The 26,777-nt window shown below is 63.7% G+C and carries 23 protein-coding genes and 1 tRNA gene; 16 read left to right on the top strand and 8 right to left on the bottom strand.

Annotated features, from left to right (window positions below; all coding sequences use genetic code 11):
- Positions 1 to 3: 3 nt before the first annotated feature.
- Entirely contained in the window at positions 4 to 522 is a 519-nt protein-coding gene (locus AC3IYG_RS20440) for a glycine cleavage system transcriptional repressor (RefSeq protein ID WP_489311305.1), read from the top strand.
- Between the two features lie 148 nt (positions 523 to 670).
- On the opposite strand, the gene rarD is transcribed toward AC3IYG_RS20440, so the two are convergent.
- The 3 genes from rarD to AC3IYG_RS20425 form a co-directional block, all read right to left on the bottom strand.
- Positions 671 to 1,561, bottom strand: a complete 891-nt coding sequence (rarD, locus tag AC3IYG_RS20435) for an EamA family transporter RarD (protein ID WP_489311304.1) — start codon at positions 1,559 to 1,561, stop codon at positions 671 to 673.
- A 241-nt stretch (positions 1,562 to 1,802) separates the two neighbouring features.
- Positions 1,803 to 2,777: a serine/threonine protein kinase gene (locus AC3IYG_RS20430; protein WP_489311303.1), complete on the bottom strand. Its 975-nt coding sequence runs from the start codon at positions 2,775 to 2,777 to the stop codon at positions 1,803 to 1,805.
- A 106-nt stretch (positions 2,778 to 2,883) separates the two neighbouring features.
- Positions 2,884 to 3,621: a ComFC family protein gene (locus AC3IYG_RS20425; protein WP_489311302.1), complete on the bottom strand. Its 738-nt coding sequence runs from the start codon at positions 3,619 to 3,621 to the stop codon at positions 2,884 to 2,886.
- 80 nt (positions 3,622 to 3,701) lie between these two features.
- Between AC3IYG_RS20425 and bioB the strand changes: the two genes are divergently transcribed.
- The 10 genes from bioB to AC3IYG_RS20375 all read left to right on the top strand — a co-directional run bounded on the left by bioB (position 3,702) and on the right by AC3IYG_RS20375 (position 16,336).
- Entirely contained in the window at positions 3,702 to 4,760 is a 1,059-nt protein-coding gene (gene bioB / locus AC3IYG_RS20420; RefSeq protein ID WP_489311301.1) for a biotin synthase BioB, read from the top strand.
- A gap of 64 nt (positions 4,761 to 4,824) precedes the next feature.
- Positions 4,825 to 6,015: an 8-amino-7-oxononanoate synthase gene (gene bioF / locus AC3IYG_RS20415; RefSeq protein WP_489311300.1), complete on the top strand. Its 1,191-nt coding sequence runs from the start codon at positions 4,825 to 4,827 to the stop codon at positions 6,013 to 6,015.
- Positions 6,008 to 6,739, top strand: a complete 732-nt coding sequence (locus tag AC3IYG_RS20410) for an alpha/beta fold hydrolase (protein WP_489311299.1) — start codon at positions 6,008 to 6,010, stop codon at positions 6,737 to 6,739. Before bioF ends, AC3IYG_RS20410 begins: the two co-directional genes overlap by 8 nt.
- On the top strand, positions 6,732 to 7,544 hold the full coding sequence (bioC, locus tag AC3IYG_RS20405) for a malonyl-ACP O-methyltransferase BioC (protein ID WP_489311298.1): 813 nt from the start codon (positions 6,732 to 6,734) through the stop codon (positions 7,542 to 7,544). Before AC3IYG_RS20410 ends, bioC begins: the two co-directional genes overlap by 8 nt.
- A gap of 1 nt (position 7,545) precedes the next feature.
- Positions 7,546 to 8,235 carry a dethiobiotin synthase gene (bioD, locus tag AC3IYG_RS20400; RefSeq protein WP_489311297.1) on the top strand — a complete coding sequence of 230 codons (690 nt, stop codon included), beginning with the start codon at positions 7,546 to 7,548 and terminating at the stop codon, positions 8,233 to 8,235.
- 95 nt (positions 8,236 to 8,330) lie between these two features.
- The gene (locus tag AC3IYG_RS20395) at positions 8,331 to 8,606 is read left to right on the top strand and encodes a hypothetical protein (protein ID WP_489311296.1); all 276 of its coding nucleotides are present in this window, start codon (positions 8,331 to 8,333) and stop codon (positions 8,604 to 8,606) included.
- A gap of 436 nt (positions 8,607 to 9,042) precedes the next feature.
- A complete protein-coding gene (locus AC3IYG_RS20390) occupies positions 9,043 to 10,848 on the top strand; it encodes a phenylacyl-CoA dehydrogenase (RefSeq protein WP_489311295.1) in 1,806 nt (601 codons plus the stop codon).
- A gap of 310 nt (positions 10,849 to 11,158) precedes the next feature.
- Complete coding sequence (locus AC3IYG_RS20385; RefSeq protein ID WP_489311294.1) at positions 11,159 to 12,451, top strand: GGDEF domain-containing protein; 1,293 nt, start codon at positions 11,159 to 11,161, stop codon at positions 12,449 to 12,451.
- A gap of 121 nt (positions 12,452 to 12,572) precedes the next feature.
- Positions 12,573 to 14,369 (top strand): acyl-CoA dehydrogenase C-terminal domain-containing protein, encoded by a 1,797-nt coding sequence (locus AC3IYG_RS20380; RefSeq protein ID WP_489311293.1) that lies wholly within the window; start codon positions 12,573 to 12,575, stop codon positions 14,367 to 14,369.
- Positions 14,370 to 14,557: 188 nt separating this feature from the next.
- Positions 14,558 to 16,336 carry an acyl-CoA dehydrogenase C-terminal domain-containing protein gene (locus AC3IYG_RS20375; protein WP_489311292.1) on the top strand — a complete coding sequence of 593 codons (1,779 nt, stop codon included), beginning with the start codon at positions 14,558 to 14,560 and terminating at the stop codon, positions 16,334 to 16,336.
- 146 nt (positions 16,337 to 16,482) lie between these two features.
- Here AC3IYG_RS20375 and AC3IYG_RS20370 read toward each other — a convergent pair whose 3' ends face one another.
- Complete coding sequence (locus tag AC3IYG_RS20370) at positions 16,483 to 17,142, bottom strand: endonuclease (RefSeq protein WP_489311291.1); 660 nt, start codon at positions 17,140 to 17,142, stop codon at positions 16,483 to 16,485.
- A gap of 722 nt (positions 17,143 to 17,864) precedes the next feature.
- On the opposite strand from AC3IYG_RS20370, the gene AC3IYG_RS20365 reads away from it, so the two are divergent.
- The gene (locus tag AC3IYG_RS20365) at positions 17,865 to 18,089 is read left to right on the top strand and encodes a helix-turn-helix domain-containing protein (RefSeq protein WP_489311290.1); all 225 of its coding nucleotides are present in this window, start codon (positions 17,865 to 17,867) and stop codon (positions 18,087 to 18,089) included.
- Positions 18,026 to 18,511 carry a GyrI-like domain-containing protein gene (locus tag AC3IYG_RS20360; protein WP_489311289.1) on the top strand — a complete coding sequence of 162 codons (486 nt, stop codon included), beginning with the start codon at positions 18,026 to 18,028 and terminating at the stop codon, positions 18,509 to 18,511. Before AC3IYG_RS20365 ends, AC3IYG_RS20360 begins: the two co-directional genes overlap by 64 nt.
- 122 nt (positions 18,512 to 18,633) lie before the next feature.
- Here AC3IYG_RS20360 and AC3IYG_RS20355 read toward each other — a convergent pair whose 3' ends face one another.
- Together AC3IYG_RS20355 and AC3IYG_RS20350 are read right to left on the bottom strand one after the other, a co-directional pair.
- Complete coding sequence (locus AC3IYG_RS20355) at positions 18,634 to 19,194, bottom strand: NADPH-dependent FMN reductase (protein WP_489311288.1); 561 nt, start codon at positions 19,192 to 19,194, stop codon at positions 18,634 to 18,636.
- Between the two features lie 127 nt (positions 19,195 to 19,321).
- Entirely contained in the window at positions 19,322 to 20,242 is a 921-nt protein-coding gene (locus tag AC3IYG_RS20350; RefSeq protein WP_489311287.1) for a LysR family transcriptional regulator, read from the bottom strand.
- Between the two features lie 120 nt (positions 20,243 to 20,362).
- On the opposite strand from AC3IYG_RS20350, the gene AC3IYG_RS20345 reads away from it, so the two are divergent.
- The 3 genes from AC3IYG_RS20345 to AC3IYG_RS20335 all read left to right on the top strand — a co-directional run bounded on the left by AC3IYG_RS20345 (position 20,363) and on the right by AC3IYG_RS20335 (position 22,735).
- Positions 20,363 to 21,442 carry a polyamine ABC transporter substrate-binding protein gene (locus AC3IYG_RS20345; RefSeq protein WP_489311286.1) on the top strand — a complete coding sequence of 360 codons (1,080 nt, stop codon included), beginning with the start codon at positions 20,363 to 20,365 and terminating at the stop codon, positions 21,440 to 21,442.
- 10 nt (positions 21,443 to 21,452) lie between these two features.
- Entirely contained in the window at positions 21,453 to 22,415 is a 963-nt protein-coding gene (speB, locus tag AC3IYG_RS20340) for an agmatinase (RefSeq protein ID WP_489311285.1), read from the top strand.
- Positions 22,416 to 22,576: 161 nt separating this feature from the next.
- Positions 22,577 to 22,735, top strand: coding sequence for a YqaE/Pmp3 family membrane protein (locus AC3IYG_RS20335; protein WP_489311284.1), 159 nt, complete (start codon positions 22,577 to 22,579; stop codon positions 22,733 to 22,735).
- Between the two features lie 160 nt (positions 22,736 to 22,895).
- Here the strand turns inward: AC3IYG_RS20335 and AC3IYG_RS20330 are convergent.
- Positions 22,896 to 22,972: transfer RNA gene (locus AC3IYG_RS20330), tRNA-Ile, on the bottom strand.
- A 15-nt stretch (positions 22,973 to 22,987) separates the two neighbouring features.
- Complete coding sequence (locus tag AC3IYG_RS20325) at positions 22,988 to 26,731, bottom strand: bifunctional diguanylate cyclase/phosphodiesterase (RefSeq protein WP_489311283.1); 3,744 nt, start codon at positions 26,729 to 26,731, stop codon at positions 22,988 to 22,990.
- Positions 26,732 to 26,777 lie beyond the last annotated feature (46 nt).

Below are 26,777 nucleotides of genomic sequence, written 5' to 3'. Positions count from 1 at the left end.
CGCGTGAATCATCTGGTACTCACGATCATGGCCCAGGATCAGCCTGGCCTGGTCGAACGCATCGCCCAGTGCATCTCCGAGCATGGTGGCAACTGGCTGGAAAGCCGCATGTCGCGAATGGCCGGGCAGTTCGCCGGCATCCTGCGGGTCGGGGTGCCGGCGGAGGCCTACGATGAACTGGTCGATGCCCTGCAGGCGCTGAACAGCTACGGCATCCGGGTGTTGCTGGCGGAAAGCGGCATCGAACCGTCCTGCACCTGGAAGCCGATCCTGCTCGATCTGGTGGGTAACGACCGGCCCGGCATCGTCCGCGATATCACGCGGGTGTTGACCGAGCTCGGGGTCAACGTGGAAAGCCTGGTCACCGACGTCATGCCGGCGCCGATGAGCAGCGAGCCGTTGTTCCATGCCGAGGCCGTGCTGGCGATACCGCTGACGCTCTCGCTGGACCTGCTGCAGACCCGCCTGGAAACCCTGGCCGATGACCTGATGGTGGAACTCAACCTGCGCAGCGAGACGTAGGCCGGGGAGTCGAGCGTAGGGTGTCGGTCGAGGGCAGTAACCCGCCATCCGGCCCGTTGGGCCGGCCAATGACGATACCTGTGAGTCTCGATGGTGGGTTACGCCGCTTTGCGGCTAACCCACCCGACGACTGCTGCGTTAGTACGCCCTACGCGGCGGCGCGGCGCATATTGACCCAGATGTCGATGCTGTACAGCAGCAGCCCGGCCCAGATGAAACCGAAGGCCAGCAAGGTGCTGGGCGCCAGGTGCTCGTCGAACAGGAAGACTGCCTGCAGCAGCACCAGGGTCGGCGCCAGGTACTGCAGGAAACCCAGGGTGGTGTAGGGCAGGTGGCGGGCGGCGGCGTTGAAGCACACCAGCGGCACCAGGGTAATAGGCCCGGCCGCGGCGAGCCAGAGCGCTTGCGAGGTGCTCCAGAAACTGGCCTGGCTGCTCACCGCCGTCGGGTTCAACAGCAACCAGCCGATGGCCAGCGGTACCAACATCCAGGTTTCCACGACCAAGCCGGGCAGCGCCGCCACCGGCGCCTGCTTGCGAATCAACCCGTAGAACCCGAATGTAAGGGCCAGCACCAGCGACACCCAGGGCAGGCTGCCGACCTGCCAAACCTGCTGCATGACCCCGATCGCGGCGAGGGCCACGGCCAGCCATTGCAAGGGGCGAAGCCGCTCGCGCAGCAACAGCATGCCCAGCAGCACGTTGATCAGGGGGTTGATGTAGTAGCCGAGGCTGGCTTCCAGCATGCGGCCGTTGTTCACCGCCCAGACATAGGTCAGCCAGTTCACCGCAATCAGCGAACCACTGGCGGCCAGCACGGCAAAGCGCCGGGGGTTGGCGCGCAGCTCGGCGAGCCAGCCAGGATGCTTCCAGACCAGCAACAGCAGTGCCCCGCAGAGCGCCGACCAGAGCACGCGATGGACGATGATCTCAAGCGCCGGCACCTGGGCGATGGCTTTGAAATAGAGCGGGAACAGGCCCCAGATGATGTAGGCGGTGAGGCCGAGGATGTACCCGCGGCGCGGGTTGGCGGCGTGCATGCTGAGTCCTTGCTTAGGCAGCTAACGAGTGCGTCGGCCATTCTAAGGGGCGCTCGCCCGACCTGTCTGTCAGTTCAGGTTTTTCTTGCCCGGGTAAAACACTTCAGGCGTAAGTTTTACGTTACGTCTGCGCGGGGCGCAGCCTCGCGGCCTGTGTGATCCGTTCAATTAGTCAAGTTCGGCGCCTTGTCTCAGGACCCAGGCATCCGAACTCGGGTTAACCAACTCGCCGTACAGGCCACTAGAACAGCCGCAGCGGCTCCTCGCTGAGGGCCGATATCTGTTCGCGCAGCACCAGCACCTGCTCGCCCCAATAACGCTCGCTGCCGAACCACGGGAAACTGTGGGGGAAGGCCGGGTCATCCCAGCGGCGTGCCAGCCAGGCGCTGTAGTGCATCAGCCGCAGCGCGCGCAGGCCTTCGATCAGCGGCAGTTGGCGCGGATTGAAATCGTGGAACTCCTGGTAGCCATCCATCAACTCGGAGAGCTGGCTCAGGCGCTCCTGGCGGTCGCCGGCGAGCATCATCCACAGGTCCTGCACCGCCGGGCCCATGCGGCAGTCGTCGAGGTCGACGATATGGAAAACCTCGTCACGGCACATCATGTTGCCGGGGTGGCAGTCGCCGTGCATGCGGCTCGCCTGGTAGGGCGTCGCCGCATAGAGGTCTTCGACACGCTTGAGCAGGTCGCGGGCCACCGACTCGTAGGCCGGCAACAGGCTGCGCGGGATGAAGTTGCCTTCCAGCAGGGTGCGCAGCGAGTCATGGCCGAAGTTCTGCACCGTCAGCTCTTCACGGTGCTCGAAGGGCTGGGTCGCGCCGACCGCGTGCAAGCGGCCGAGCAACTGGCCAAGGCGATAGAGTTGGTCGAGATTGCCCGGCTCCGGCGCGCGGCCGCCGCGCCGGGGAAACAGAGTGAAGCGAAAACCGGCATGCTCGAACAGCGTCTGGCCGTTGTGCTTGAGCGGCGCCACGACCGGCACCTCGCACTCGGCCAGTTCGAAGGTGAAGCTGTGCTCTTCGAGGATGGCCGCATCGGTCCAGCGCGCCGGTCGGTAGAACTTGGCGATCAGCGGTTCGCCTTCATCGATGCCCACCTGATACACGCGGTTCTCGTAGCTGTTCAGCGCCAGCACGCGGGCGTCGCTGACAAAGCCGATGCTCTCGACGGCATCGAGTACGAGATCGGGTGTGAGCGCGGCGAAGGGGTGAGTCATGGGGCAGTCCAGAACAACGAGGTGTGCCAGTGTACGCCCAGCCGTCGGCTAACCGCCGATCAAGCGCGAGAAAACTCGGCGACAGACGCAGTGGCGCTACGCCAGTCTACTGATCGCCGGGCTTCGGTGTGCGGGCCAGGCAATACACATCGACGCGCGCGGCGCCGGCTTTTTTCAGCAGGCGGGCCAAGCTTTCGGCGGTAGCACCGGTCGTCAACACATCGTCGACCAACGCCAGATGGCGGCCCTTGACCTCTGCATCTGCGGCCAAGGCAAAGGCCTTGCGCAAGTTGCGTTTGCGCGCGGCGGCGTCGAGTTGCTGTTGTGCCGGGGTGTCGTGGGGGCGCAGCAGCCAGCCCTCCGCCACTGGCAGTTGCAGGCCCTGGCTGAGCCAGCGGGCCAGTAGCGCCGCCTGGTTGAAGCCGCGTTGGCGCAGGCGTTGATTGGCCAGCGGCACGGGCAGCATAAAGTCCGGTCGGGGCAGGCCATGATCGAAGGAATCGAGCAGGTGTTGTGACAAAAGCTCGGCCAGCAGACGTCCCAATGGCCACTTGGCCTGATGCTTGAACCGGGTGATGAGGGTGTCGACCGGGAACCCGTAGCGCCAGGGCACTATCACACGGTCAAAACTTGGCGGGTGTTTCAGGCACTCGCCACAAATCAGACCGGAGGCGGGCAGCGGCAGGGCGCAGACTGAGCAGTGCCCGCCGAGCCAGGGCAGTTCCGCTTCGCAGCCGCTGCACAGCTGCACAGCGGTGTCTGCGGGCTCATCGCACAGCAGGCAGGCCTGTTTGTTTTTTAACCAGATGTAAACCTGTCTGTTGCTATCTGGTTGACAGCGCATATCGCTTCCTTAACTATGCCGAACATCCGTGTCGCGCCTGTGGACTTTAGCAGGTGCAAGCTACTAATAAGGAACACCGAATGAGTGCCACTACTAACCCTAACCTGCGTCACGACTGGTCCCTCGCCGAGGTTAAGGCGCTCTTCGAGCAGCCGTTCAACGATCTGTTGTTCCAGGCCCAGACCGTACACCGCGCGCATTTCGATGCCAACCGCGTGCAAGTCTCGACCCTGCTGTCGATCAAGACCGGCGCCTGCCCGGAAGACTGCAAGTACTGCCCGCAGTCCGGTCACTACAACACCGGGCTGGAAAAAGAAAAGCTGATGGAGGTGCAGAAAGTCCTGCAGGCCGCCGCCGACGCCAAGGCCATCGGCTCGACGCGCTTCTGCATGGGCGCTGCCTGGAAGCATCCATCGGCGAAAGACATGCCCTACGTGCTGGAAATGGTCAAAGGCGTGAAGGCGTTGGGCCTGGAAACCTGCATGACCCTCGGCCGCCTGGATCAGGAGCAGACCGCCGCCCTGGCCACCGCCGGCCTCGACTACTACAACCACAACCTGGATACCTCGCCGGAGTTCTACGGCAGCATCATCACCACCCGCACCTACGGCGAGCGCCTGCAAACGCTGGCGTATGTGCGCGATGCCGGGATGAAAATCTGCTCCGGCGGCATCCTCGGCATGGGTGAGTCGCTGGACGACCGCGCCGGGTTGCTGATCCAACTGGCCAACCTGCCGGAGCACCCGGAGTCGGTGCCGATCAACATGCTGGTCAAGGTCCAGGGCACGCCGCTGGAGAATGCCGAGGATGTCGACCCGTTCGATTTCATCCGCATGCTCGCCGTGGCCCGCATCCTGATGCCCAAGTCGCACGTACGGCTGTCCGCCGGTCGTGAGGCGATGAACGAGCAGATGCAGGCCCTGGCGTTCTTCGCCGGCGCCAACTCGATTTTCTACGGCGAGAAGCTGCTGACCACCGCCAACCCGCAGGCGGGTCAGGACATGCGGCTGTTCAGTCGCCTGGGGATCAAACCGGAAGAGCGCGAAGAGCATTCCGACGAGGTGCATCAGGCCGCGATCGAACAGGCCCTGGTCGAGCAGAAGAGCAGCGAGCTGTTCTACGACGCCGCCTCTGCCTGACTCTGCTCAGTTCCCTCTCCCGATTCGGGAGAGGGAAGAACCTCTGCCCTAGCACCGAGTTCCCATGAGCTTCGATCTCGCCGCCCGCCTCGCCGCCCGTCATGCCGACAATTTGTACCGTCAGCGACCCTTGCTCGAGTCGCCGCAAGGCCCGCTGGTCAGGGTCGATGGTCGCGAACTGCTGGCGTTCTGCAGCAACGATTACCTCGGCCTGGCCAATCACCCCGAGGTGATCGCCGCCTGGCGTGCCGGTGCCGAGCGCTGGGGCGTCGGTGGCGGTGCGTCGCACCTGGTGATCGGTCACAGCACGCCGCACCACCAGTTGGAAGAAGCCTTGGCCGAACTCACCGGACGGCCTCGGGCGTTGCTGTTTTCCACCGGCTACATGGCCAACCTCGGCGCCGTCACGGCACTGGTCGGGCAGGGCGATACGGTGCTGGAAGACCGTCTCAATCACGCCTCCTTACTGGATGCCGGCCTGCTCAGTGGCGCGCGTTTCTCGCGCTACCTGCACAACGATGCGACCAGCCTTGCCAGCCGCTTGGCCAAAGCCCGCGGCAATACCCTGGTGGTGACCGACGGCGTGTTCAGCATGGACGGCGACCTGGCCGATCTGCCGGCCCTCGCTGCCGCGGCAAAGGCCCGTGGCGCCTGGCTGCTGGTTGATGACGCACACGGTTTCGGCCCGCTGGGCGCGAACGGTGGCGGTATCGTCGAGCACTTCGGCCTGGGGCTGGAGGATGTGCCGGTGCTGGTCGGTACTCTCGGTAAAGCCTTCGGCACCGCAGGCGCGTTCGTCGCCGGTAGCGAGGAGCTGATCGAAACCCTGATCCAGTTCGCCCGGCCCTACATCTACACCACCAGCCAGCCGCCAGCGCTGGCCTGCGCCACGTTGAAAAGCCTCGAACTGCTGCGCACACAACGCTGGCGGCGGGAGCACCTGAGCAGGCTCATCGAGCAATTCCGGGTCGGCGCGCAGGCGATCGGTTTGCAGCTGATGGACAGTTTCACGCCGATCCAGCCGATCCTGATCGGCGACAGCGGTCGTGCCGTGCGCTTGTCGCAGATGCTGCGCGAACGCGGCCTGCTGGTCACCGCGATTCGTCCACCCACGGTGCCGGCCGGCAGTGCGCGCTTGCGGGTAACCCTCTCCGCCGCCCATAGCGAGGCGCAGCTGCAGCTATTGTTAGAGGCACTGGCCGAGTGCTGGCCGCGTCTGGAGTCGGCTGACCCCGAGGAGGCTGCCAATGCGTAACCGTCTGATCCTGTTGCCGGGCTGGGGCCTGGGTAGTGCGCCGCTGGAGCCCTTGGCGGCGGCCTTGCAAGGCCTGGATGAGCGCCTGCGGGTGCAGATCGAGCCGTTGCCGAGGCTCGACTCCAGCGACCCGGCCGACTGGTTGGATGAACTGGATGCCAACCTGCCGGAGGATGTCTGGCTCGGTGGCTGGTCATTGGGTGGCATGCTCGCCAGCGAGTTGGCCGCGCGCCGCGCGGATCGCTGCTGTGGCCTGCTGACGCTGGCGGGGAACGCCTGTTTCGTTGCCCGCGGCGATTGGCCGAGTGCCATGTCCAAGGCCTATTTCGCCGCCTTTCGTGATGGCTGTGCGGTCGATGCGGATACCACGTTGAAACGCTTCAGCCTGCTGTGCGCCCAGGGCGCGGCCGAGGCCCGCAGCCTGGCGCGGCTGCTCGCCGGTGGCGCGCCGCGCAGCAGCGCGGTCGAACTGCTGCACGGCCTGGACGTGCTCGCCGCGCTGGATACCCGTGGCGCCTTGCAAGACTTCCGTGGCCCGCAACTGCACCTGTTCGCCGGCGCCGATGCGCTGGTGCCGGCCGAGGCGGCCGGGGCGCTGCTGGGGCTGCTGGCGGATATCGAAATCGGCCTGATCGAGCAGGCCAGTCACGCCTTCGTGGTCGAGCGTCCCCATGAAGTGGCGGCCGCGATCCAGGCCTTTCTGCATGAGTCGGGCGATGACTGATCTCGCCCATTCGCCGCAACTCGGCGGGCTACCGGACAAACGCCAGGTCGCGGCGTCCTTCTCCCGTGCAGCGCAGAGCTACGACAGCGTGGCTGAGTTGCAGCGCGCGGTCGGCGCGCAACTGTTGGCGCACTTGCCGGCCGAGTTGCCGACCGCGGCGTGGTTGGACCTGGGCTGCGGCACCGGGCATTTCAGCCGGGCCTTGGCGCAGCGTTTCCCCGACGCGCACGGCGCGGCGCTGGATATCGCCGAGGGCATGCTCCGCCATGCGCGACCTTTGGGTGGCGCCCGGCAGTTCATCGTTGGCGATGCCGAACATCTGCCGCTGCGAGCGCACAGCCGCGACCTGCTGTTCTCCAGTTTGGCGGTGCAGTGGTGTGCGGACTTCGCCGGGGTCTTGGCCGAAGCCGAGCGGGTGCTGCTGCCGGGCGGGATGTTCGCCTTCAGCAGCTTGTGCGTGGGGACGCTGCAGGAGCTGCGCACCAGTTGGCAGGCGGTGGATGGCCTGGTGCATGTCAATCGCTTCCGCCAGTTCGCCGATTATCAGCGCCTGTGTGCCGCCAGCGGTCTGCGCGTGCTGAGCCTGGAAACGCGGGCCGAAGTGCTGCACTACCCGGATGTGCGCAGCCTGACCCATGAGCTGAAAGCCCTGGGCGCGCACAACCTGAACCCAGGTCGCCCCGGTGGCCTGACCGGGCGGGCGCGGATTCTCGCGCTGATCGACGCCTACGAGAACTTTCGTCAGCCCCTGGGGCTGCCGGCCACCTATCAGGTGGTCTATGCCGTTTTGCAGAAAGAGCGCTGACATGGCGGCGGCCTTTTTTATTGCCGGCACCGATACCGAAATCGGCAAGACCACCATCGCCGCCGGCTTGTTGCACGCGGCGCGGCTGGCCGGGCTGAGCACGGCGGCGGCCAAGCCGGTGGCCTCCGGCTGCAGCGCCGGCCGCGAGGGCCTGCGCAACGAGGACGCGCTGGCGCTGCTCGGCGAATGCACGCTGGCGCTGACTTACGCCGAGGTCAATCCCTGGGCGTTCGCGCCGGCCATTGCCCCGCACCTGGCGGCGCGCGAGGCGGGGGTGACGCTGAGCGTCGAGGCGCTGCGCGGGCCGGTGCAGCATATTCTCGGCAAAGGCGCGGACTTTACTCTGGTCGAAGGCGCCGGCGGCTGGCGCGTGCCATTGGCCGGGCAGGCGTCATTGTCGGATCTGCCGATCGCCCTCGCGTTGCCAGTGATTCTGGTGGTCGGCATTCGACTGGGCTGTATCAACCATGCGTTGTTGACGGCAGAAGCCATTCTGCGGGACGGCCTGCGCCTGGCCGGTTGGGTGGCGAACATCGTCGACCCGGCCACTTCGCGCCTGGACGAGAACCTGGCGACCCTCGCCGAACGCCTGCCAGCGCCGTGCCTGGGGCGTGTTCCGCGTCTGGCTGACGCCACGCCAGCAGCGGTGGCCGCGCACCTGGACTTGGCGCCATTGGGGTTGCCGTTATAAGTAGCGGCTTGCTCATAGCCTTTTTTCGGTACTTTTCCTGCGCGTTAGCTGCTTCAATTACGCCCAGAGAATCATCCCCGTGCGTGGAGTGCAGTATGCAGATATCGGGCAGTGCTTTTGGTGCCGGGCTGAGTGCCTTGCAGTCAGGCCAGCAGCGCGTCGGTCAGGCGGCGAGCGATATCGCCGGCAGTGCCCTGCCGCGCCCCGAGCGTGCCACCGATGGCAGCCAGCTCGCGGTCAACGCGAATGCCGTCGATCTGGCCACCAGCCTGACCCAACTCACCGTGGGCAAGTTCGAGGCAGAGGCGGGCGCCAAGGTCATCAGAACCGCCGACGAAGTGCTCGGCACGCTGATCGACACCCGCGCCTAGATTTTTGCCCGGCCGCCCAGGCCTGTCCGCTATTCCTTTCCGTATCTGCCGCCTGCGCAGCACTCTGCCGCTTTGCTGTGGCCCGCTCTTGCGCTAATCCGGCGCCCATCCCTGCTCTGCGAATGACATCGTGCACATGCCAGTGCAAAGCCGAAACGCAGGCTTTGCGGCATGAGCTTGGCCAGCACACGGTGCCGCAGGGGCCTAAACTGAAGCTGTGGCGGTCTTGGTCTCGGGGCCACGCCGGCTGCGCGCTGAGCCCGGATTGCATGGACGACTGGCGACCGATGCTTGACAAGGGTTGGACGTAAACGTATGTTTCAAACGCCTGTTTGATTGCTGGGCCGCATCCTAGCTGCCGGGCAATCGGGAGAGATCCCGTAAGCGACCGCAAATCCGGTCACCCAATCTAGGACCCATCGTAGAGGTTACCGCTATGCCTGATTACAAGGCCCCCTTGCGTGATATCCGTTTCGTACGCGACGAACTGCTCGGCTACGAAGCGCATTATCAGAGCCTGCCGGCTTGCCAGGACGCTACTCCGGATATGGTCAACGCCATCCTCGAGGAAGGCGCCAAGTTTTGTGAGCAGGTACTGGCGCCGCTGAACCGCACCGGTGATATCGAAGGCTGCACCTGGAGCGAGTCCGGCGTTAAGACCCCGACTGGCTTCAAAGACGCCTACCAGCAGTACGTTGAAGGTGGCTGGCCGAGCCTGTCCCACGACGTTGCCCACGGCGGCCAAGGCCTGCCGGAGTCCCTTGGCCTGGTGCTGAGCGAAATGGTTGGCGAGTCCAACTGGTCCTGGGGCATGTACCCGGGCTTGTCCCACGGCGCGATGAACACCATTTCCGAGCACGGCACCGCGGATCAGCAGCACACTTACCTGACCAAGCTGGTTTCCGGCGAGTGGACCGGCACCATGTGCCTGACCGAACCGCACTGCGGCACCGACCTGGGCATGCTGCGCACCAAGGCCGAACCACAAGCGGACGGCTCTTACAAAGTATCCGGCACCAAGATCTTCATCTCCGCCGGCGAGCACGACATGGCCGATAACATCGTCCACATCGTTCTGGCCCGCCTGCCCGACGCGCCGCAAGGCACCAAAGGCATCTCGCTGTTCATCGTGCCGAAGTTCATGCCGAACGCAGACGGCAGCGCCGGTGTGCGTAACGCCGTGTCCTGTGGTTCGCTCGAACACAAGATGGGCATCCACGGCAACGCCACCTGCGTGATGAACTTCGACGGCGCTACCGGTTACCTGATCGGCCCGGCGAACAAAGGCCTGAACTGCATGTTCACCTTTATGAATACCGCGCGTCTGGGCACTGCACTGCAAGGTCTGGCCCACGCCGAAATCGGCTTCCAGGGCGGCCTGAAATACGCTCGCGAGCGTCTGCAGATGCGTTCGCTGACTGGCCCGAAAGCGCCGGACAAAGCCGCTGACCCGATCATCGTGCATCCGGACGTGCGCCGTATGCTGCTGACCATGAAGGCCTTTGCCGAAGGCAACCGGGCGATGGTGTACTTCACGGCCAAGCAGGTCGATATCGTCAAGTACAGCCAGAACGAAGAAGACAAGAAGGTCGCCGATGGCCTGCTCGCCTTCCTGACGCCGATCGCCAAAGCGTTCATGACTGAAGTCGGCTTCGAAGCGGCCAACCACGGCGTACAGATATATGGCGGCCACGGCTTCATCGCCGAGTGGGGCATGGAGCAGAACGTTCGCGACAGCCGTATTTCCATGCTGTACGAAGGCACCACCGGTATCCAGGCTCTCGACCTGCTGGGTCGTAAAGTGCTGCAGACCCAAGGCGAAGCGCTGAAAGGCTTCACCAAGATCGTCCACAAGTTCTGCCAGAACAACGAAGCCAATGCTGCGGTCGCAGAGTTCGTGGCACCGTTGGCCAAGCTGAACAAAGAGTGGGGCGAACTGACCATGAAGGTCGGTATGGCCGCGATGAAAGACCGTGAAGAAGTCGGTGCCGCTTCGGTGGATTACCTGATGTATTCCGGTTATGCCTGCCTGGCCTATTTCTGGGCGGACATGGCGCGTCTGGCAGCGGAAAAACTGGCCGAGGGTACTTCGGAAGAAGCCTTCTACACCGCCAAGCTGCAGACCGCGCGCTTCTACTTCCAGCGCATTCTGCCGCGTACCCGTACGCACGTAGAAACCATGCTGTCTGGCGCCAGCAACCTGATGTCGATGGACGAAGAGCACTTCGCCCTGGGTTACTGAGTTGTAGCCTGACCTGCGGGTTGGAAAAAACCGCTCACCTTCACCGGTGAGCGGTTTTTTTATTTGCGCGGCAAGGACGTGGGGAAGAGCTAGGGCGGGCTCAGGCGCGAAGCGAGCAGGCCGCCGTTCGAAACCCCAGGGGTACTCCTGTGCGAGTACGTGCTACCTCGGCGAGCCGCGAGTTGTGCGTTTTATCCTCGGGCCGGGCCGCGTTATTGATGGGTTTGCGACCTATCCCCGTGCTGAATCCAGCGCAAGCAGGCAAAATGCCAGCTAGGGTCTGCCGACCCGTCAGCCTGTGGAATTTGTCGTGTCTCGGTTCAAAGCGGTTCGTCTCAGTCACTTTCTGCCGTCGTTGCTGCTGCTCTGCGGTGGGCTGGCGGCTGCCAGCCTGGCAACGCTGAACGAGTTCTTCACCTCGCTGTTCAATGTGCTGCCAACCCTGCTGCTGTCACTGGGCGGGGCCTTCTGTCTGATCTATTCCCGCCAGCGCGAGCTGTTCCTGCTGCTGGTGGTGTACCTCGCGTACTTCGTGCTCGACATCCAGACTGACTATTTTCGCAGCCATGGCCAGACCCGCCCCGATGCGGCGCTGCTGTTCCATCTGTGCAGCCTGCTGTTGCCCCTGCTCTATGGCTTGTATGCGGCATGGCTGGAGCGCACCCACCTGCTGCGCGACCTGATTGCCCGCGCGGCGCTGCTGTTCGCGGTAGGCGGTGTCGCGCTGGCGTTGGCGCAGCGATACCCCGACGGTTTGTTGGCGTGGCTGGCGCACATCCGCTGGCCGGCCCTGCATGCCGAATGGATGAGCCTGATTCAGCTGGCCTATCCGGTGTTTTTGATCGCCTTCATCGTGCTGTTGGTGCAGTACCTGCGCCGGCCTCGGCCGTTGCATGCGGCGCAAATGGTCGGCTTGCTCGGGTTGTGCTGGATGTTGCCGAACACCTTCCTGCTGCCGCACGGGCTGAATGTGATGAGCAGCCAGGTGATGCTGATCCTGGCTGCGGCGGTGGCTCACGAGGCCTATCAGATGGCCTTTCGCGATGAGCTGACCGGGCTGCCCGGCCGTCGCGCATTGAACGAGCGACTGCCACGGCTGGGGCGCCACTATGTGATCGCCATGGCCGACGTCGACCACTTCAAGAAATTCAACGACACCCACGGCCATGATGTCGGCGATCAGGTGCTGCGGGTGGTCGCCAGCCAGTTACGCAAGATCGGCGGTGGCGGCAAGGCTTACCGCTACGGTGGCGAGGAATTCACCCTGGTGTTCTCCGGCAAGACCCTGGAGGAGTGCCGGCCGCACTTGGACGTGGTGCGCCAGGCCATCGAGAGCTACGTCGTGTTGCTGCGCGACAAGGGTAACCGCCCCCGCGATGACCGCCAGGGCAAGCAGAAGCGCGGAGCGGCCGCGGCCACCAGCGTGTCGGTGACGGTGAGCATCGGCGTGGCGGAAAAGGAGAGTGATCAACGCACCCCGGAAGAAGTGATCAAGGCCGCCGACCGGGCGCTCTACGCCGCCAAAGGCGCGGGCCGTAACTGCGTGATGCAGTACGGGCAGAACCGCCGTGGCGCGGTGCGCGTTGCCGCCGCCGCGGAGTAAGCCGCCGGTTGCTTATGGCGGCGCATTCAGCGTGCGCAGGGTGATTGTTCTCGGCTGGCGGTCGGCAGTAGCGTGCTCGACTTGATTACGCCTTCTGCGTAGCTGCTGACGGAGAACTGCCATGCCCGACTACAAGGCTCCCATGCGCGATATGCGCTTTCTGATCGACGAAGTCTTCGATTTCCACGCCAGTTATGCCGAGCTCGGTGCGACCGACGCGACGCCGGACATGGTCAGCGCCATCCTTGAAGAGGGCGCCAAGTTCTGCGAGCAGGTGCTGGCACCGCTCAATCGTTCCGGCGACGAAGAAGAATGCCAGTTCGACAACGGCGTGGTGACCACCCCGAACGGTTTCAAGGAGGCCTACGCCCAGTATGCCGAAGGCGGCTGGATGAGCCTGGCGGCCGATCCGAACTACGGTGGCCAGGGGTTGCCGCACTCGCTGGGGCTGCTGGTCAGTGAAATGGTCGGTGCCAGCAACACCTCCTGGGGCATGTACCCGGGGCTGACGCAGGGTGCGATGTCGGCGATCCATGCTCACGGTACCGAAGAGCAGAAACAGACCTACCTGACGCGCATGACCGCCGGCAGTTGGACCGGCACCATGTGCCTGACCGAAGCCCATTGCGGTACCGATCTGGGTATCATCAAGACCCGCGCCGTGCCGCAGGCGGATGGCAGTTACGCGATCTCCGGCAGCAAGATCTTCATCTCCGCCGGCGAGCACGACATGAGCGCCAACATCGTTCACCTGGTGCTGGCCAAGTTGCCCGACGCGCCGGCTGGCACCAAGGGCATTTCGCTGTTCATCGTGCCCAAGTTCCTGCCCGATGCGCAGGGCGAGGCGGGTGCGCGCAATGCCGTATCCTGTGGCTCGATCGAACACAAGATGGGCATCAAGGCCTCGGCCACCTGCGTGATCAACTTCGATAACGCCAAGGGCTTTCTGATCGGCGAGGCCAACAAAGGCCTCAACTGCATGTTCACCATGATGAACCACGCACGCCTGGGCACCGGCATGCAGGGGCTTTGCCTGGGTGAGACGAGCTTCCAGGGCGCGATCAAATACGCCAACGAGCGCCTGCAGATGCGTGCGCTGACCGGGCCGAAAGCGCCGGACAAGGCCGCCGACCCGATCATCGTGCACCCCGATGTGCGCCGCATGCTGTTGACCATGAAGGCCTTCAACGAAGGCAATCGGGCGTTGGCCTACTTCACCGCGCAATTGCTGGACGTCGCCCACGCCAGCGACAGTGAGGAAAAGCGCCAGGAGGCGGAGAACCTGCTGGCCTTCCTCACGCCGATCTGCAAAGCCTTCATGACCGAGACCGGCCTGGAGGTGACCAATCACGGCATGCAGGTGTTCGGCGGCCATGGCTTTATCCGCGAGTGGGGCATGGAGCAATTGGTGCGTGACTGCCGCATCGCGCCGATCTACGAGGGTACCAATGGCATCCAGGCGCTCGACCTGCTCGGGCGCAAGGTGCTCGGCAGCCAGGGCAAGTTGCTGCGCGGCTTTACCAAGATCGTGCACAAATTCTGCGAAGCGCAGGCGCAGCACCCGCAGCTCAGCGGCTATGTGGCCCAGTTGGCGACACTGAATGCGGCGTGGGGCGAGCTGACCCAGAAAGTCGGCATGGCCGCCATGAAGAACCCGGACGAGGTCGGCGCCGCTGCCCTGGATTACCTGATGTACTCCGGTTACATCATCCTCGGCTATTTCTGGCTGCGGATGGCGGTGGTTGCTCAGGGCCGGCTCGATGCCGGGGCTGGCGAAGCCGCCTATTACCAGGCCAAGTTGGCGACCTGCGCGTTCTACTTCAAACGCCTGCTGCCGCGCACTGCCGCGCACCGGGCCGCAGTGGAAGCCGGCAGTGATTGCCTGATGCAGTTGCCGGCCGAGCAGTTCGCGCTCTGACCAGCGGTAAAATTGCTCAAAAGGCCCGCCTTCCGGCGGGCTTTTTTGTGCTCCAGGTGGTGTGATCTGCTGGTGACCGTTTGGTCATAACTGGACCCTATGTGTCTTAAAAGTTGTTCGGGTAAACTCCAAAGTCTGCGTCATACCGGCCGGTAGGCCGCTCCGTTGGATCGTTCGAGGATCGCCACATGGCTGACTACAAAGCACCCCTGCGCGACATGCGCTTCGTCCTCAATGAAGTATTCGAGGTCGCCAAACTCTGGACCGAATTACCGGCCCTGGCGGAAACCGTCGATGCCGATACCGCCGAGGCGATCCTCGAGGAAGCCGGCAAGGTCACCGCGAAGACCATAGCCCCGCTCAATCGCAGCGGCGACGAAGAAGGCTGCCGTTGGAGCAACACTGAAGTCAGCACCCCGACAGGTTTCCCCGAGGCTTATAAAGTCTACGGCGAAGGTGGCTGGGTCGGTGTCGGCGGTGATCCGAACTACGGCGGCATGGGCATGCCCAAGGCCCTCGGCGCGCAAGTGGAAGAAATGCTCAACTCGGCCAACCTCTCGTTCGGCCTGTACCCGATGCTGACCGCCGGCGCCTGCCTGTCGATCAACGCCCACGCCAGCGAAGAGCTCAAGCAGGCCTACCTGCCGAACATGTATGCCGGGGTCTGGGCCGGTTCCATGTGCCTGACCGAGCCGCACTCCGGTACCGATCTGGGCATCATCCGCACCAAGGCCGAGCCGCAGGCGGATGGCAGCTACCGGGTCAGCGGCACCAAGATATTCATCACCGGCGGCGAGCACGACCTGACCGAGAACATCATCCACCTGGTACTGGCCAAGCTGCCGGATGCGCCGGCGGGCTCGAAAGGCATTTCGTTGTTCCTAGTGCCAAAGTTCATGGTCAATGCCGATGGCAGCCTGGGCGAGCGCAACGCCGTGGCCTGTGGCTCGATCGAACACAAGATGGGCATCCAGGGTTCCGCGACCTGCGTGATGAACTTCGACGGCGCCACCGGCTACATCATCGACGGGCCGAACAAAGGCCTGGCGGCGATGTTCACCATGATGAATTACGAGCGTCTGGGCGTCGGTATCCAGGGCTTGGCGGCCGGTGAGCGCTCCTACCAGAACGCCATCGAATACGCCCGCGATCGTCTGCAAAGCCGCGCGCCGACCGGCCCGGTGGCGAAAGACAAGGTGGCCGACCCGATCATCGTGCACCCGGACGTGCGCCGCATGCTGCTGACCATGAAAGCCAGCAACGAGGGCGGCCGCGCCTTCTCCACCTATGTCGCCATGCAACTGGACACCGCCAAGTTCAGCGAAGACCCGAGCACCCGTAAGCGTGCGGAAGAGCTGGTGGCGCTGCTGACGCCGATTGCCAAGGCCTTCCTCACCGACCTCGGTCTGGAAACCACCGTGCACGGCCAGCAGATCTTCGGCGGTCACGGTTTTATCCGCGAGTGGGGCCAGGAGCAGCTAGTGCGCGATGTGCGTATCACCCAGATCTACGAAGGCACCAACGGTATCCAGGCGCTGGACCTGGTCGGGCGCAAGATCGTCGGCAGCGGCGGCGCGTTCTACAAGCACTTTGCCGATGAGATCAAGACCTTTACCGGCAGTGCCGGCGCTGAACTGGCCGAGTTCGTCGAGCCGCTGAAAGCGGCCGTGGCCAACCTCGATGACTTGACCGAATGGCTGCTGCAAAGCGCCAAAGGCAATCCGAACGAGATCGGCGCCGCCTCGGTCGAGTACCTGCATGTGTTCGGCTACACCGCGTACGCCTACATGTGGGCATTGATGGCCAAGGCCGCGCTGGGTAAGGAAACGCAGGACGAGTTCTACGCCAGCAAGCTGGGTACCGCGCGTTTCTACTTCGCCCGTCTGCTGCCGCGGATTCATTCGCTCACGGCTTCGGTCAAGGCTGGCAGTGAGTCGCTGTACTTGCTGGATGCCGCGCAGTTCTAAGGCATTCGAAATAGCAGAAAAAAGCCCCGCCGATGCGGGGCTTTTCTTTTCGCGCAAGGAGAGGGCTCGCCAGCAAACGGGCCGTTACGGATAAACCACGCGCCTGCCAACGGTAGGCGCGGGCTGGCCCGCGAAGCGCTTGAGCGTTACTCCTGAGTCAACTGATCCGCCGCCGCCGGCGCATCGATAAAGCGGTTGCGGGTGCCTTGCAGTGCCTCGATCTGGTCATTGCGGGCTTTCTCCTGCGCGTCCGGCGGGTCGATCTGGTTCCAGCGCTGGTACATCTGCAGCTGGCCGACAATCGGCAGGTCATATTCGCTGTGCATGTAGAAGATGGCCCGCGCCACGTTGCCCTTGGCTTCATCGCGAGGTTCGATCAATTGGAAGCTGGCTTTCAGGTCGCAGCCGATATCGCTGAACTTGCTCGGTACGCTGTCGTCGAGCTCACCGAACAAGGCATTGCGCCGCGCCAGCTCGACCCGGCTCATCTCCGGGTAAAGGTTGTGCAGATCGGCGAGCATGTAGGGGTATTGCGGGTTCGACACCGTGCACTGGTTGTCGGTCATGCAGCGCAGGGCCGATTTGATCTGTTTGCCGCTGTACACCAGGCTGGCGATGACCTGGCCGCGTTCGGCGCTGAAAGGCGTGCCGCAATACAGTGAGGTCCCGCCGTTGGCGTAGAGCTGTTTCCAGAAGAATTGCTCGACGGCCACCTTGGGGTCGGAGAGTTGGTTTTGTCCGCCGGCGAAAGCCTGGGAGGCGGCACAAGCCGCTAGACAAGAGAGGGCGATCACAACTGCACGCATGGTCTTGGCTCTTGGACCGCCGTGTCGGGGTCTGTTGTTTTTGTAGGACAGATTCAGTCTAACAAGTCCTTCGTCACAAAAGGAAGCCAAGCGGACGCTTGGTTGGTTTGTAAGCTTTGGCTTACATAGTGTGCTGCCGATCGCCGCTATCGCCTCTTGGTGTGCGCGGGTAGTCTGCAGGCATGGACGTTGCGCAGGAAGCGCCTAGGAAAGAACAGGGATACGCTGGATTCCGCCAGGACGGTGGAGCGATTACGGATGTCAGGATTCAGTCTGCAAAGCCCCGCTTCGGTGGGGTTTTCTTTTTTCGGCGTTTGACCGGTCCATCTCACGACACACCTTGTTGCATCTGCTGCAGGTCCCGACTCAAGCGATTTCTGCGCCGATCAGGTCTGCGAGCAGGGTGACTTGCGTCGGCACGCGGCGGCTCCAGGCTCAGCCGCTAGACCGCAGTTTCCTCAGCGACCTTCTGCAACAGCGCTCAAGTGGCGCCTTCTCCGTCAGTGGCGACTAGGCCCGGGCAACGTGAGGACGGCCATGAACCCTGTAGGTAAAGCGCTCTGGTACATCGAGAGTCATCATGCCAGCGAGTTGTCGCCGGCGCAGATCACCACGCTCTGTGCGCTGTCGCGGTTCAGCCGGTCGCGGGCATTCGGGGGGACGATCGGGTATACGGTGATGCGCTACTTGCGTGGCCGACGGCTGAGCGAAGCCGCGCGCGGTTGGCCGCTGGCGCGCCGGATATTCTCAGCGTCGCGCTCGACGCCGGCTATGGTTCTCACGAAGCCTTCACGCGGGCGTTCCGCGAGCAGTTCGGCATCACGCCGGAAAGCCTGCGCGCGCAGCACAACCTTGAGTGCATCGCTTTGGTGGAGCCTTCAGAATGGATAACGTGCAAATCATCGACCTCCAGCCACCCCGCTTGGAAACCAGTGAGCCCCTGCTGATTGTCGGCCTGGGCGAGCGTTTCAGCGTCGAGACGAACGAAGGCATTCCAACCCTGTGGCAGCGCTTCGTCCCATACATCGGCAATATCCCCGGCCAAGTCGGCTGGCGCACCTATGGCGTCTGCTGCGACAGCGACGGCAATGGCATGTTCGACTACATCGCGGGTGTCGAGGTCGCGAGTTTCGAGGGTATCGTGGAGCCGTTTCGCCGAATCAGAATTCCCCAGCGCCGTTATGCGGTGTTCACGCATCAGGGCCATATCTCGACAATCCGCGACACCGTCAACAGCATCTGGAACCAGTGGTTGCCGCAGTCTGGCTATCAAGTGGCGGATGCGCCGGAATTCGAACGCTACAGCGAGGATTTCAACCCGCTGGCGGGGACCGGTTTTGTGGAGATTTGGCTGCCGGTCGAGACGTGACTGCAGCAAGCGCTATCGGGCGAACGAGGTGCGACGCTATTGCCGCGCTGGCGAAGCAAATGCCGCCGCGTGGCTGTCCGAGGGCTCCCGCGTGTCGGCGCGAGAATCCTCGGTATGGGCACTCAGCCCTTGGCGTGTTGCTCTACCCATTGGGCATAGGCATTGATGAACTTCTGCAGGAACGGCCGGATACCATCGCCAAGCATGCCGGCCTCTTCGAAGAAACTGCCGGCGCCGCCCAGATAAGCCTCTGGCTGCTGCATCATCGGTACATCGAGGAAGACCATGGACTGGCGCAGGTGGTGGTTGGCGCCGAAGCCGCCCACCGCCCCCGGCGAGGCGCTGAGCACCGCCCCCGGCTTGCCGCTGAAGGCGCTTTTGCCATAGGGGCGTGAACCCACGTCGATGGCGTTCTTCATCGGCGCCGGCACCGAACGGTTGTATTCCGGGGTGACGAACAGTAGCGCGTCGGCGGCTTTGAGCTTGGCGCGGAAGGCGGCGTAGGCCTCGGGTGGTGGGTCGATGTCGATGTCTTCGTTGTACAGCGGCAACTCGCCGATCTCGACAATTTCCAGCTTCAGCGAAGGGGGTGCCAGGTCGGCCAGGGCCAGGGCGAGTTTGCGGTTGATGGAGGCCTTGCGCAGGCTGCCGACCAGAACGGCGACGTGGTGAACCTTGCTCATGATGACTCCTTGCACGCTACGGATAGGGGCGAACGGGGAAGGTCTGAGCTGAAAACTATAGCCGCGCGCGGCGAGGAAGGTCGCCTGAGTCGCTGCGTGCGCCCAGCCGCTAAAGCCTGTTCGGCGCTCAGGGCTGCGGAGCCTGGCGTTTCGGTGGCTTGAAGGCGCCGAGCAAGTCCTCGACGAAAGCCATTTGCGCCTCGCTGGGTTGGCGGCCGCGATGGCTGGCCAGATGAAAGCGCACGCTGAAACCCAATTGCTGCGCCAGCAGCGCGCGCAGTCGACCCCGTGCCACCCAGGGGGAGGCGATATGCTCGGGCAAGTAGCCGATATGGGCACCGGAGAGCAGAAAGGCCAGGGTGCCTTCGACCTGTTCGCTGCGTGCGCTGCTGGCGCCGGACTTCCACGGTTCGTCGAGCTGGATGAAGCGATAGGGGTGGTGCACGCCATCTTCGCCCAGCAACTGCTCCAGGCTGATTTCGCTCTGTTCGAATAGCCGATGGCCGAGGCCGCAATACAGCACTTGTTCTTCCTCGAACAGCAAGCGGTGATCGAGTGCCGCCTGGGCGCCGGAGAAGTAGCCGATAGCCAGGTGCAATTGATCCTGCAGCAGGCGTCGCTCCAGCTCGGCCGGCATGGCGCTGATCAGCTCGATCTGTACCGCCTGGTTGCGCTGACGAAAACGTTGGATGGCCGCACCGACCCGTTCCAGCACCTGCGCATCGAGGGCTTCGGAGAGGCCGATGCTGAGCTCGCCAAGCAGTTTGTCGGCCATGCCCTGGGCTTCGCCCTTGAAGGTTTCGATGGCGGCAAACAGCTTGCGGGTGGCTTGCAAGACTTCCTCACCCTTGGGAGTCAGGCGAAAGCCGGCCTTGCCGCGCTCGCACAGACGAAAGCCCAGACGGGTCTCCAGCTTGGCCATCTGCGTGCTGATGGTCGACTGGCCGATCCCCAGCTCGCCTTGTGCCGCACTGAAGCCGCCGCATTCGACCACGCTGACGAACAGCCGCAGCAGTTGCAGGTCGAGGTCGCGGACTTGGCTGAGCATGGCGGCTCCAAACATTGATCGTGGTGAATGCCAAAGTAGCACACTTCATATTTATCAGAAGCAAGCCAGGTTGCAGGATGGCGTCAGGCAAAACTCAAACCCCAATGAGGAGTTCCACTCATGCGTATGGCCCTCTGGCCCTTATTGCTCTTTTGCGTGTTGCCCGTGCACGCGGAAGAGAAGGCCCTGAACCTCTACAGCTGGTCCGCCTATATCCCGGAGCAGGCGCTCAAGGACTTTCAGCGGGAGAGCGGCATCCAGGTCAAATACGACATCTTCGACAGTGCCGAGGCGCTGGACAGCAAACTGCTCACCGGCGGCAGCGGCTACGACGTGGTGTTCCCGGCCTCCAGCGGGTTGGCGCGGGCGATCAAGGCCAAGGCCGTGCAACCGGTCGAACAGGCGCAACTGAAGCATTACGCCAACCTCGACCCCGAACTGCTGGCCAAACTGGCCAGTGCCGACCCGGGCAACCGCTACGGAGTGCCCTACACCTGGGGCACGGTCGGTCTGGGCCTGAATAAAGAGGCGGTGACGAAGCGCATTCCCGACGCGCCACTGAACAGCCTCGATCTGCTGTTCAAGCCGGAATATGCCAGCAAGCTCAAGGACTGCGGCATCGCCGTGCTGGATTCGCCGCAGGAAGTGATCAGCATCGCCCTCAATTACCTCGGTCACGACCCCTACAGTACCGACGCGGCCGAGCTGAAACAGGTGCAGCAACTACTCGCCGAGCTGCAGCCGAACCTGCGTTATGTCGGCACCGGTCGGCATATCGATGACCTGGCCAAGGGCGAGATCTGCCTGGCGCTGACCTACAACGGGGACGCCGGCATGGCCGCCGCCCGCGCCAGCGAGGCGAAGCAGCCGTTCGAGGTGCTCTACCGCATTCCGAGTGAGGGCACGCTGATCTGGTTCGACACCATGGCGATCCCGGTGGATGCGCCGCACCCGCAGGCCGCGCTCGCCTTCATCGACTACATGCTGCGCCCGGAGGCGATCGCCGAGCTGACCAACAGCGTGTACTTCGCCAACGCCAACAGCGCCGCCACGCCACTGGTCGACCCTGCTGTAAGTGGCGATCCGGACATCTACCCGCCGCAGGACGTGCGTGCACGGCTGTTCAGCGAACAACTGCTGTCGCTGCGCACGCAGCGCGAGCGCACCCGCATCTGGTCCAGTTTCCGCACCCAGTACTGAGGAGTTCAGCATGGAAGAGTTTCAGGGTAACGATCTCGCCATCACGCGCGACAGCCTGTATGGCACCTTTTCCGAACCGACCTACGCCGGCGTCACCAGCTTTATGCGCCGGCGCTACACGCGGGACCTGCGCGGCGTCGATCTGGTGGTCAGCGGCGTGCCGTTCGACACCGCCACCACCAACCGCCCGGGTACCCGCTTCGGCCCGCGGGCGATCCGCGCCGCCTCGGTGACCAGTGCCTGGGAGCGCCACTATCCCTGGGAGTTCGATCCCTTCGATCATCTGGCGGTGATCGATTACGGCGATTGCAACTTCGACCACGCCCAGCCGCAGCAGACGCCGGCGGCCATCGAGGCGCATGCCGAGCACATCCTCGAGGCCGGCTGCGGCATGCTGACCCTGGGCGGTGACCACTTCATCAGCTACCCGCTGCTCAAGGCCCATGCGAAGAAACACGGCGCCCTGTCCCTGGTGCATTTCGACGCCCACAGCGATACCTGGCCGGATACCGACGATGGCGTACAGGGAGTCAATCACGGCACCATGTTCTACTACGCCGCCCGCCAGGGCCTGGTGGATCCGGCGCGCTCGGTGCAGATCGGCCTGCGTACCACCAATGATGACGTGATGGGTTTCCAGGTGCTGGATGCCCGCCAGGTGCATCGCAACTCGCCGGAGGTCATCGCCGAGCTGATTCGCGCACGGGTCGGCGACAACCCGGTGTACCTGACCTTCGACATCGACTGTCTCGATCCGGCCTTCGCGCCCGGCACCGGTACGCCGGTCTGCGGCGGGTTGAGCACGCATCAGGCGCTGGAGATCCTCCGTGCATTGCGCGGCATCAACCTGGTCGGGATGGATGTGGTGGAGGTCTCGCCGCCTTACGACAACGCCGAAGTGACCGCGCTGGCCGGGGCGACCATCGCCATGGAGATGGTTTGCCTGTATGCCGCGCGGCACAAACTTGGCTGAGCCCGCAGGGGTGGCGCCGGGCCCTGGCTCAGCCGATACGTGACTGGCTGAGCCCGTTGCCGCGCAGATATTGAATGGCAGGCGGCAGCGGAACCATGGGCGGCTGAGCGTGGTCGATTATCGGGTACAGCCCAGCCGGGCCAACTCAAGGGAGTTATCTCATGGACCTGATCCGCATCCTGATCGCCATCCTGCTGCCGCCGCTCGGCGTGTTTCTGCAAGTCGGTTTCGCCGGCGCCTTCTGGCTGAATATCCTGCTGACCCTGTGCGGCTACATCCCGGGGATCATCCACGCGGTATGGATCATCGCCAAGCGTTGACGCCGTACAAGGCCCGCCGCCGAAAGCAAAAAGCCGCGCCATTGCGCGGCTTTTCATTGAGCGTTGATGCTGCCGGATCATGAATCCCGAGGCTATTGGCTCGAGACTGAGCGGTTACTGCCGAGGATTGCCAGTTGCCTGCACAATTCTCTGATGGAGTTGGTGGGCCCACACGGACTCGAACCGTGGACCAAAGGATTATGAGTCCTCTGCTCTAACCAACTGAGCTATAGGCCCTGGAAAGCCGGCGGATTATACCGGCGCCTTGTGTGGAGCGCCAATCGAACGGTGCGGGCCGAGAAAAGTGTTGGCGAAAAGCTCGGCAGGCAAGGGTCGGCTGACGATGAAACCTTGGATATGTTCGCAGCCTTCGCTGGCGAGGAACTGTTCCTGGGCCTTGGTTTCCACGCCTTCGGCGATCACGGTCAGTTGCATGCTGCGCCCGAGGGCGATGATGGCGCGGGTGATGGCGGCGTCGTGCGGGTCCTCGGGCAGGCCGCGGACGAAGGACTGGTCGATCTTCAAGGTGTCCAGCGGCAGGCGTTTCAAGTAACTCAAGGAGGAGTAGCCCGTGCCGAAGTCGTCGATGGCCAGTTGTACGCCCAGGCGTTTCAGCTCGTGGAGGATGGCCAGGGCTTCTTCGGTTTGGCTCATGATGAAGTTCTCGGTGATCTCCAGTTGCAGCAGGGCCGGTTCGAGGTTGTGGCGCTTGAGCAGGCCGTCGATGCGTTCGACCAGCTCTGGCTGGCGCAGTTGCGCGCCGGCGAGGTTGACCGACAGTGAACCGAAGGGGGCGTGCCGCTTCTGCCATTCGCCCATCTGCCGGCAGGCCTCCTGTAGAACCCAATCACCCAGTGGCAGGATCAGGCCGCAGTCTTCGGCCAGTGGAATGAAACGCTCGGGGGGAACTTCGCCGAGTAGCGGGTGATGCCAGCGGATCAGGGCTTCCGCGCCGACCAGGCGGTGCGTGCCGAGGGACAGCTTCGGTTGGTAGTCGAGGCTCAGTTCCCCGCGCTCCAGGGCTCGACGCAGCTCATGCTCCAGCGCCATGCGCTCGGTGGCTTGCACCGTCAGGTCGCGGGTGTAGAGTTCGGCGCGGTTGCGGCCCTTGGCTTTGGAGCGGTACATGGCGGCATCGGCGTTCTTCACCAGTGTGGCGACGTCGTTGCCATCCTGCGGGAAAAGGCTGACGCCGATGCTGGCGCTGATGAAGAACTCGTGCCCGTCGGCGTGGAAGGGCGCGGCAAGGCCCGCCAGTACTTTGTTGGCGACGTGTTCGGCGTCAGCGGGTTGCTGCAGGCCAGGCAGCAGGATGATGAATTCATCGCCTCCCAGGCGGGCAACGGTGTCGATATCGCGCAGTTGTTCCTTGAGGCGCAGGGCGATGGCTTTCAGCAGCAGGTCGCCGACCGGGTGGCCGAGGCTGTCGTTGATGTGTTTAAAGCGGTCGAGGTCGAGGAACAGTACCGCGCCCTGGCGATCGTCGGCGTGGGCGTCGCTCAACCCGGCGCGCAGACGGTTCTCGAAGAGCAGGCGGTTGGGCAGGCCGGTGAGCGGGTCATGGTGGGCCTGATAGTCGAGGGTGGCCTGCGCATCCTTGAGGGTGGAGATGTCGGCGAAGACGCCGACGAAGTGGGTTGTCAGCGCTTCGCTGTTGCGCACGGCGCTGATGGTCAGCCACTCGGGGTAGAGTTCGCCATTCTTGCGCCGGTTCCAGATTTCCCCTTGCCAGTGCCCCTCGGAGTCCAATTGGTGCCACATGGCCGTGTAGAACGCACTGTCGTGCCGGCCGGAGGCGAGCAGGCGCGGTGACTGGCCGAGGGCATCCTGTTCGCTGTAGCCGGTGATTTCGCTGAAGGCACGGTTCACGGCGGTAATGCGTTGCTGGGTGTCGGTGATCATCACTCCTTCGGCGGTGCTTTCGAAGACGGTGGCGGCTTGCTGCAGTTTCTCTTGTGTCTGCAGGCGCTCGGTGACGTCGCGGGCGATGGTCAGCAGGCAACTTTCGCCATTGATGTGCATGATCTGGGTCGACAGTTCGCAGACTTTCAGCTCGCCGCTGCGGGTGCGGATCGGCGCGGTGAAGTCGCGCACGACGCCATGCTTGCCGAGCAGTTGCATGATTCGTTGGCGATCCTCGGGGTTGTGCCAAAGGCCCAGGTCGATCGTGGTGCGGTCGGCTATGTCGCTGCCGCCATAACCGCTGATGCGGGCGAAACCTTCGTTGACTTCCAATAGCAGGCCATCGCTCATGCGGGTCAGCAGCAGCCCGTCAGGCGAGGAATGGAAGGCCTTGGCGAACTTCTCTTCGGATATCTGCAGGCGTTGCTGGGTCTCTTTCAGCTGACTGATATCGCGCACCACGACCACCAGTGCCGGGGTGTCGGCGAGCTGGAAGGGTTGCGCCGAGATCAGCCCGGTGAACAGTTGGCCGTCATGTTTGCGGAAGGGCATTTCCAGGTTGCGCAGAGCGCCGTTCTGCAGGCGTTGCAGCACGCTGGGGCCGACGCCCGGGATGCCCCAGATGTTGAGTTCGGTCGCGGTTTTGCCCAGGGCGTTGGCGATCGGGATGCCGGTCTGCTCCTCGAAGGAGGCGTTCACTTCCAGCAGGCAGCCGTCGGAGCGGCGGGCTATGACCAGTATGTCCGGGCATTGCTGGAAGACCGAGGCGAACTTCTGTTCCGAGAGGCGCAGGGCCTGCTCGATCTGCTTGGTTTCGGTGATGTCGATCATCAGGCCGCGTAACAGCACGCTATCGCCATTCGGGATCAGGGTAACGATGTCGTGGATCCAGACGATGCGCCCATCGACGGCGTACATCCGATAATCGAGGCTGTGGTCACGCAGAGCCTTGCATTCATTGTGGCAGTAGTCGAATGCCCGCTGGCGGTCGTCGGGGTGCAGTGTGCGTTGCCAGAAGTCGGGCTTTAGCCAGTCGGCAAGCGGGTAGCCGAGCAGCTTCTCGGCGTGCGGCGAGACGTAGGTGTAGCCGTAGTCGCTCATGCGCGCTTCCCAGGTGATGGCCGAGAGGCTTTCGACCAGGCCGCGATAGTGCTGCTCGCTACTGCGCAGTTGTTGCTCCAGTGCGCTGCGCCCGGCTATTTCGGCGCTCAGGCGGCGGTTGATGCGGATCACCATGGCGAAGATGGCCAGTCCAAGCAGCAGTCCCAGCAGCGCTGGCAGGCTATAGCGCTGGATCTGTGGCCAGAGGCTGCGCTGGTCCAGTACGCCGCCGACCCAGGGCTCCTGCAGGGCGGCGATTTCGGCGCTGCTCATGTCGGCGAAGAGCTTGTCGAGAATCCCCACCAGGATGGCTTGGTCACGTGGTGCGGCCATGGCCAACTGGTAGCGATAGGGTGTTTCGCCGCTTATGTACAGGCCTTCCAGCTTGAGTTGGCGCAGGCTCCAGATGCTGGATGCCAGGTCGCCGATCATGGCGTCGGCCTGACAGGTGGCGAGGGCCTGCAAGGCGGCATTGACGCTAGGCAGCGGCAGCAGGTTGAGATCCGGGTGCTGGTTACGCAGCAGCTCGTGGGGCGCATAGTCTTCGACTACGGCGATTTTGAGCCCGTAGAGGTCTTTCAGTACGCGCGGTTGTGGACCGCCCTTGCGGGCCATGATGACAATCGGGAAGTCCAGATACGGCCGGGTGAAGGCCAGGTAGGTCTGCCGTTCGGGGGTCGCCATGATGCCGGGGAGCAAATTCAGCTGGCTGGCCTTGGCCTGCGCCAGCACCGCACTCCAGCTGCTCGGCTCCACGGGCTGGAGACTGACGCCCAGGCGCTTCTCGATCAGTGCTATGTAGTCGGCGGCCAGGCCTTGGTAGCGCCCTTGTTCGTCGCGAAACTCGAAGGGTGGCCAGGAGGCGTCGACCCCCAGGCGCAGGGTCGGATGCGCAGCCAGCCAGCTGCGCTCTTCTTGGCTAAGGGTCAATGCAACAGCCGGGGCTGCCCAGTACGCCAAACACAACAGGAGAATGGCCAGCAGTCGCGGCATGGCGGAGCCTCAATACAACGCAGGTGTATTGGCGAGTGTAGCCGGG

The sequence above is a fragment of the Pseudomonas sp. KH_027 genome (assembly GCF_057838565.1).
The sequence above is the reverse complement of the archived record's forward strand: the minus strand, read 5'-3'. Positions and strand labels throughout refer to the sequence as shown.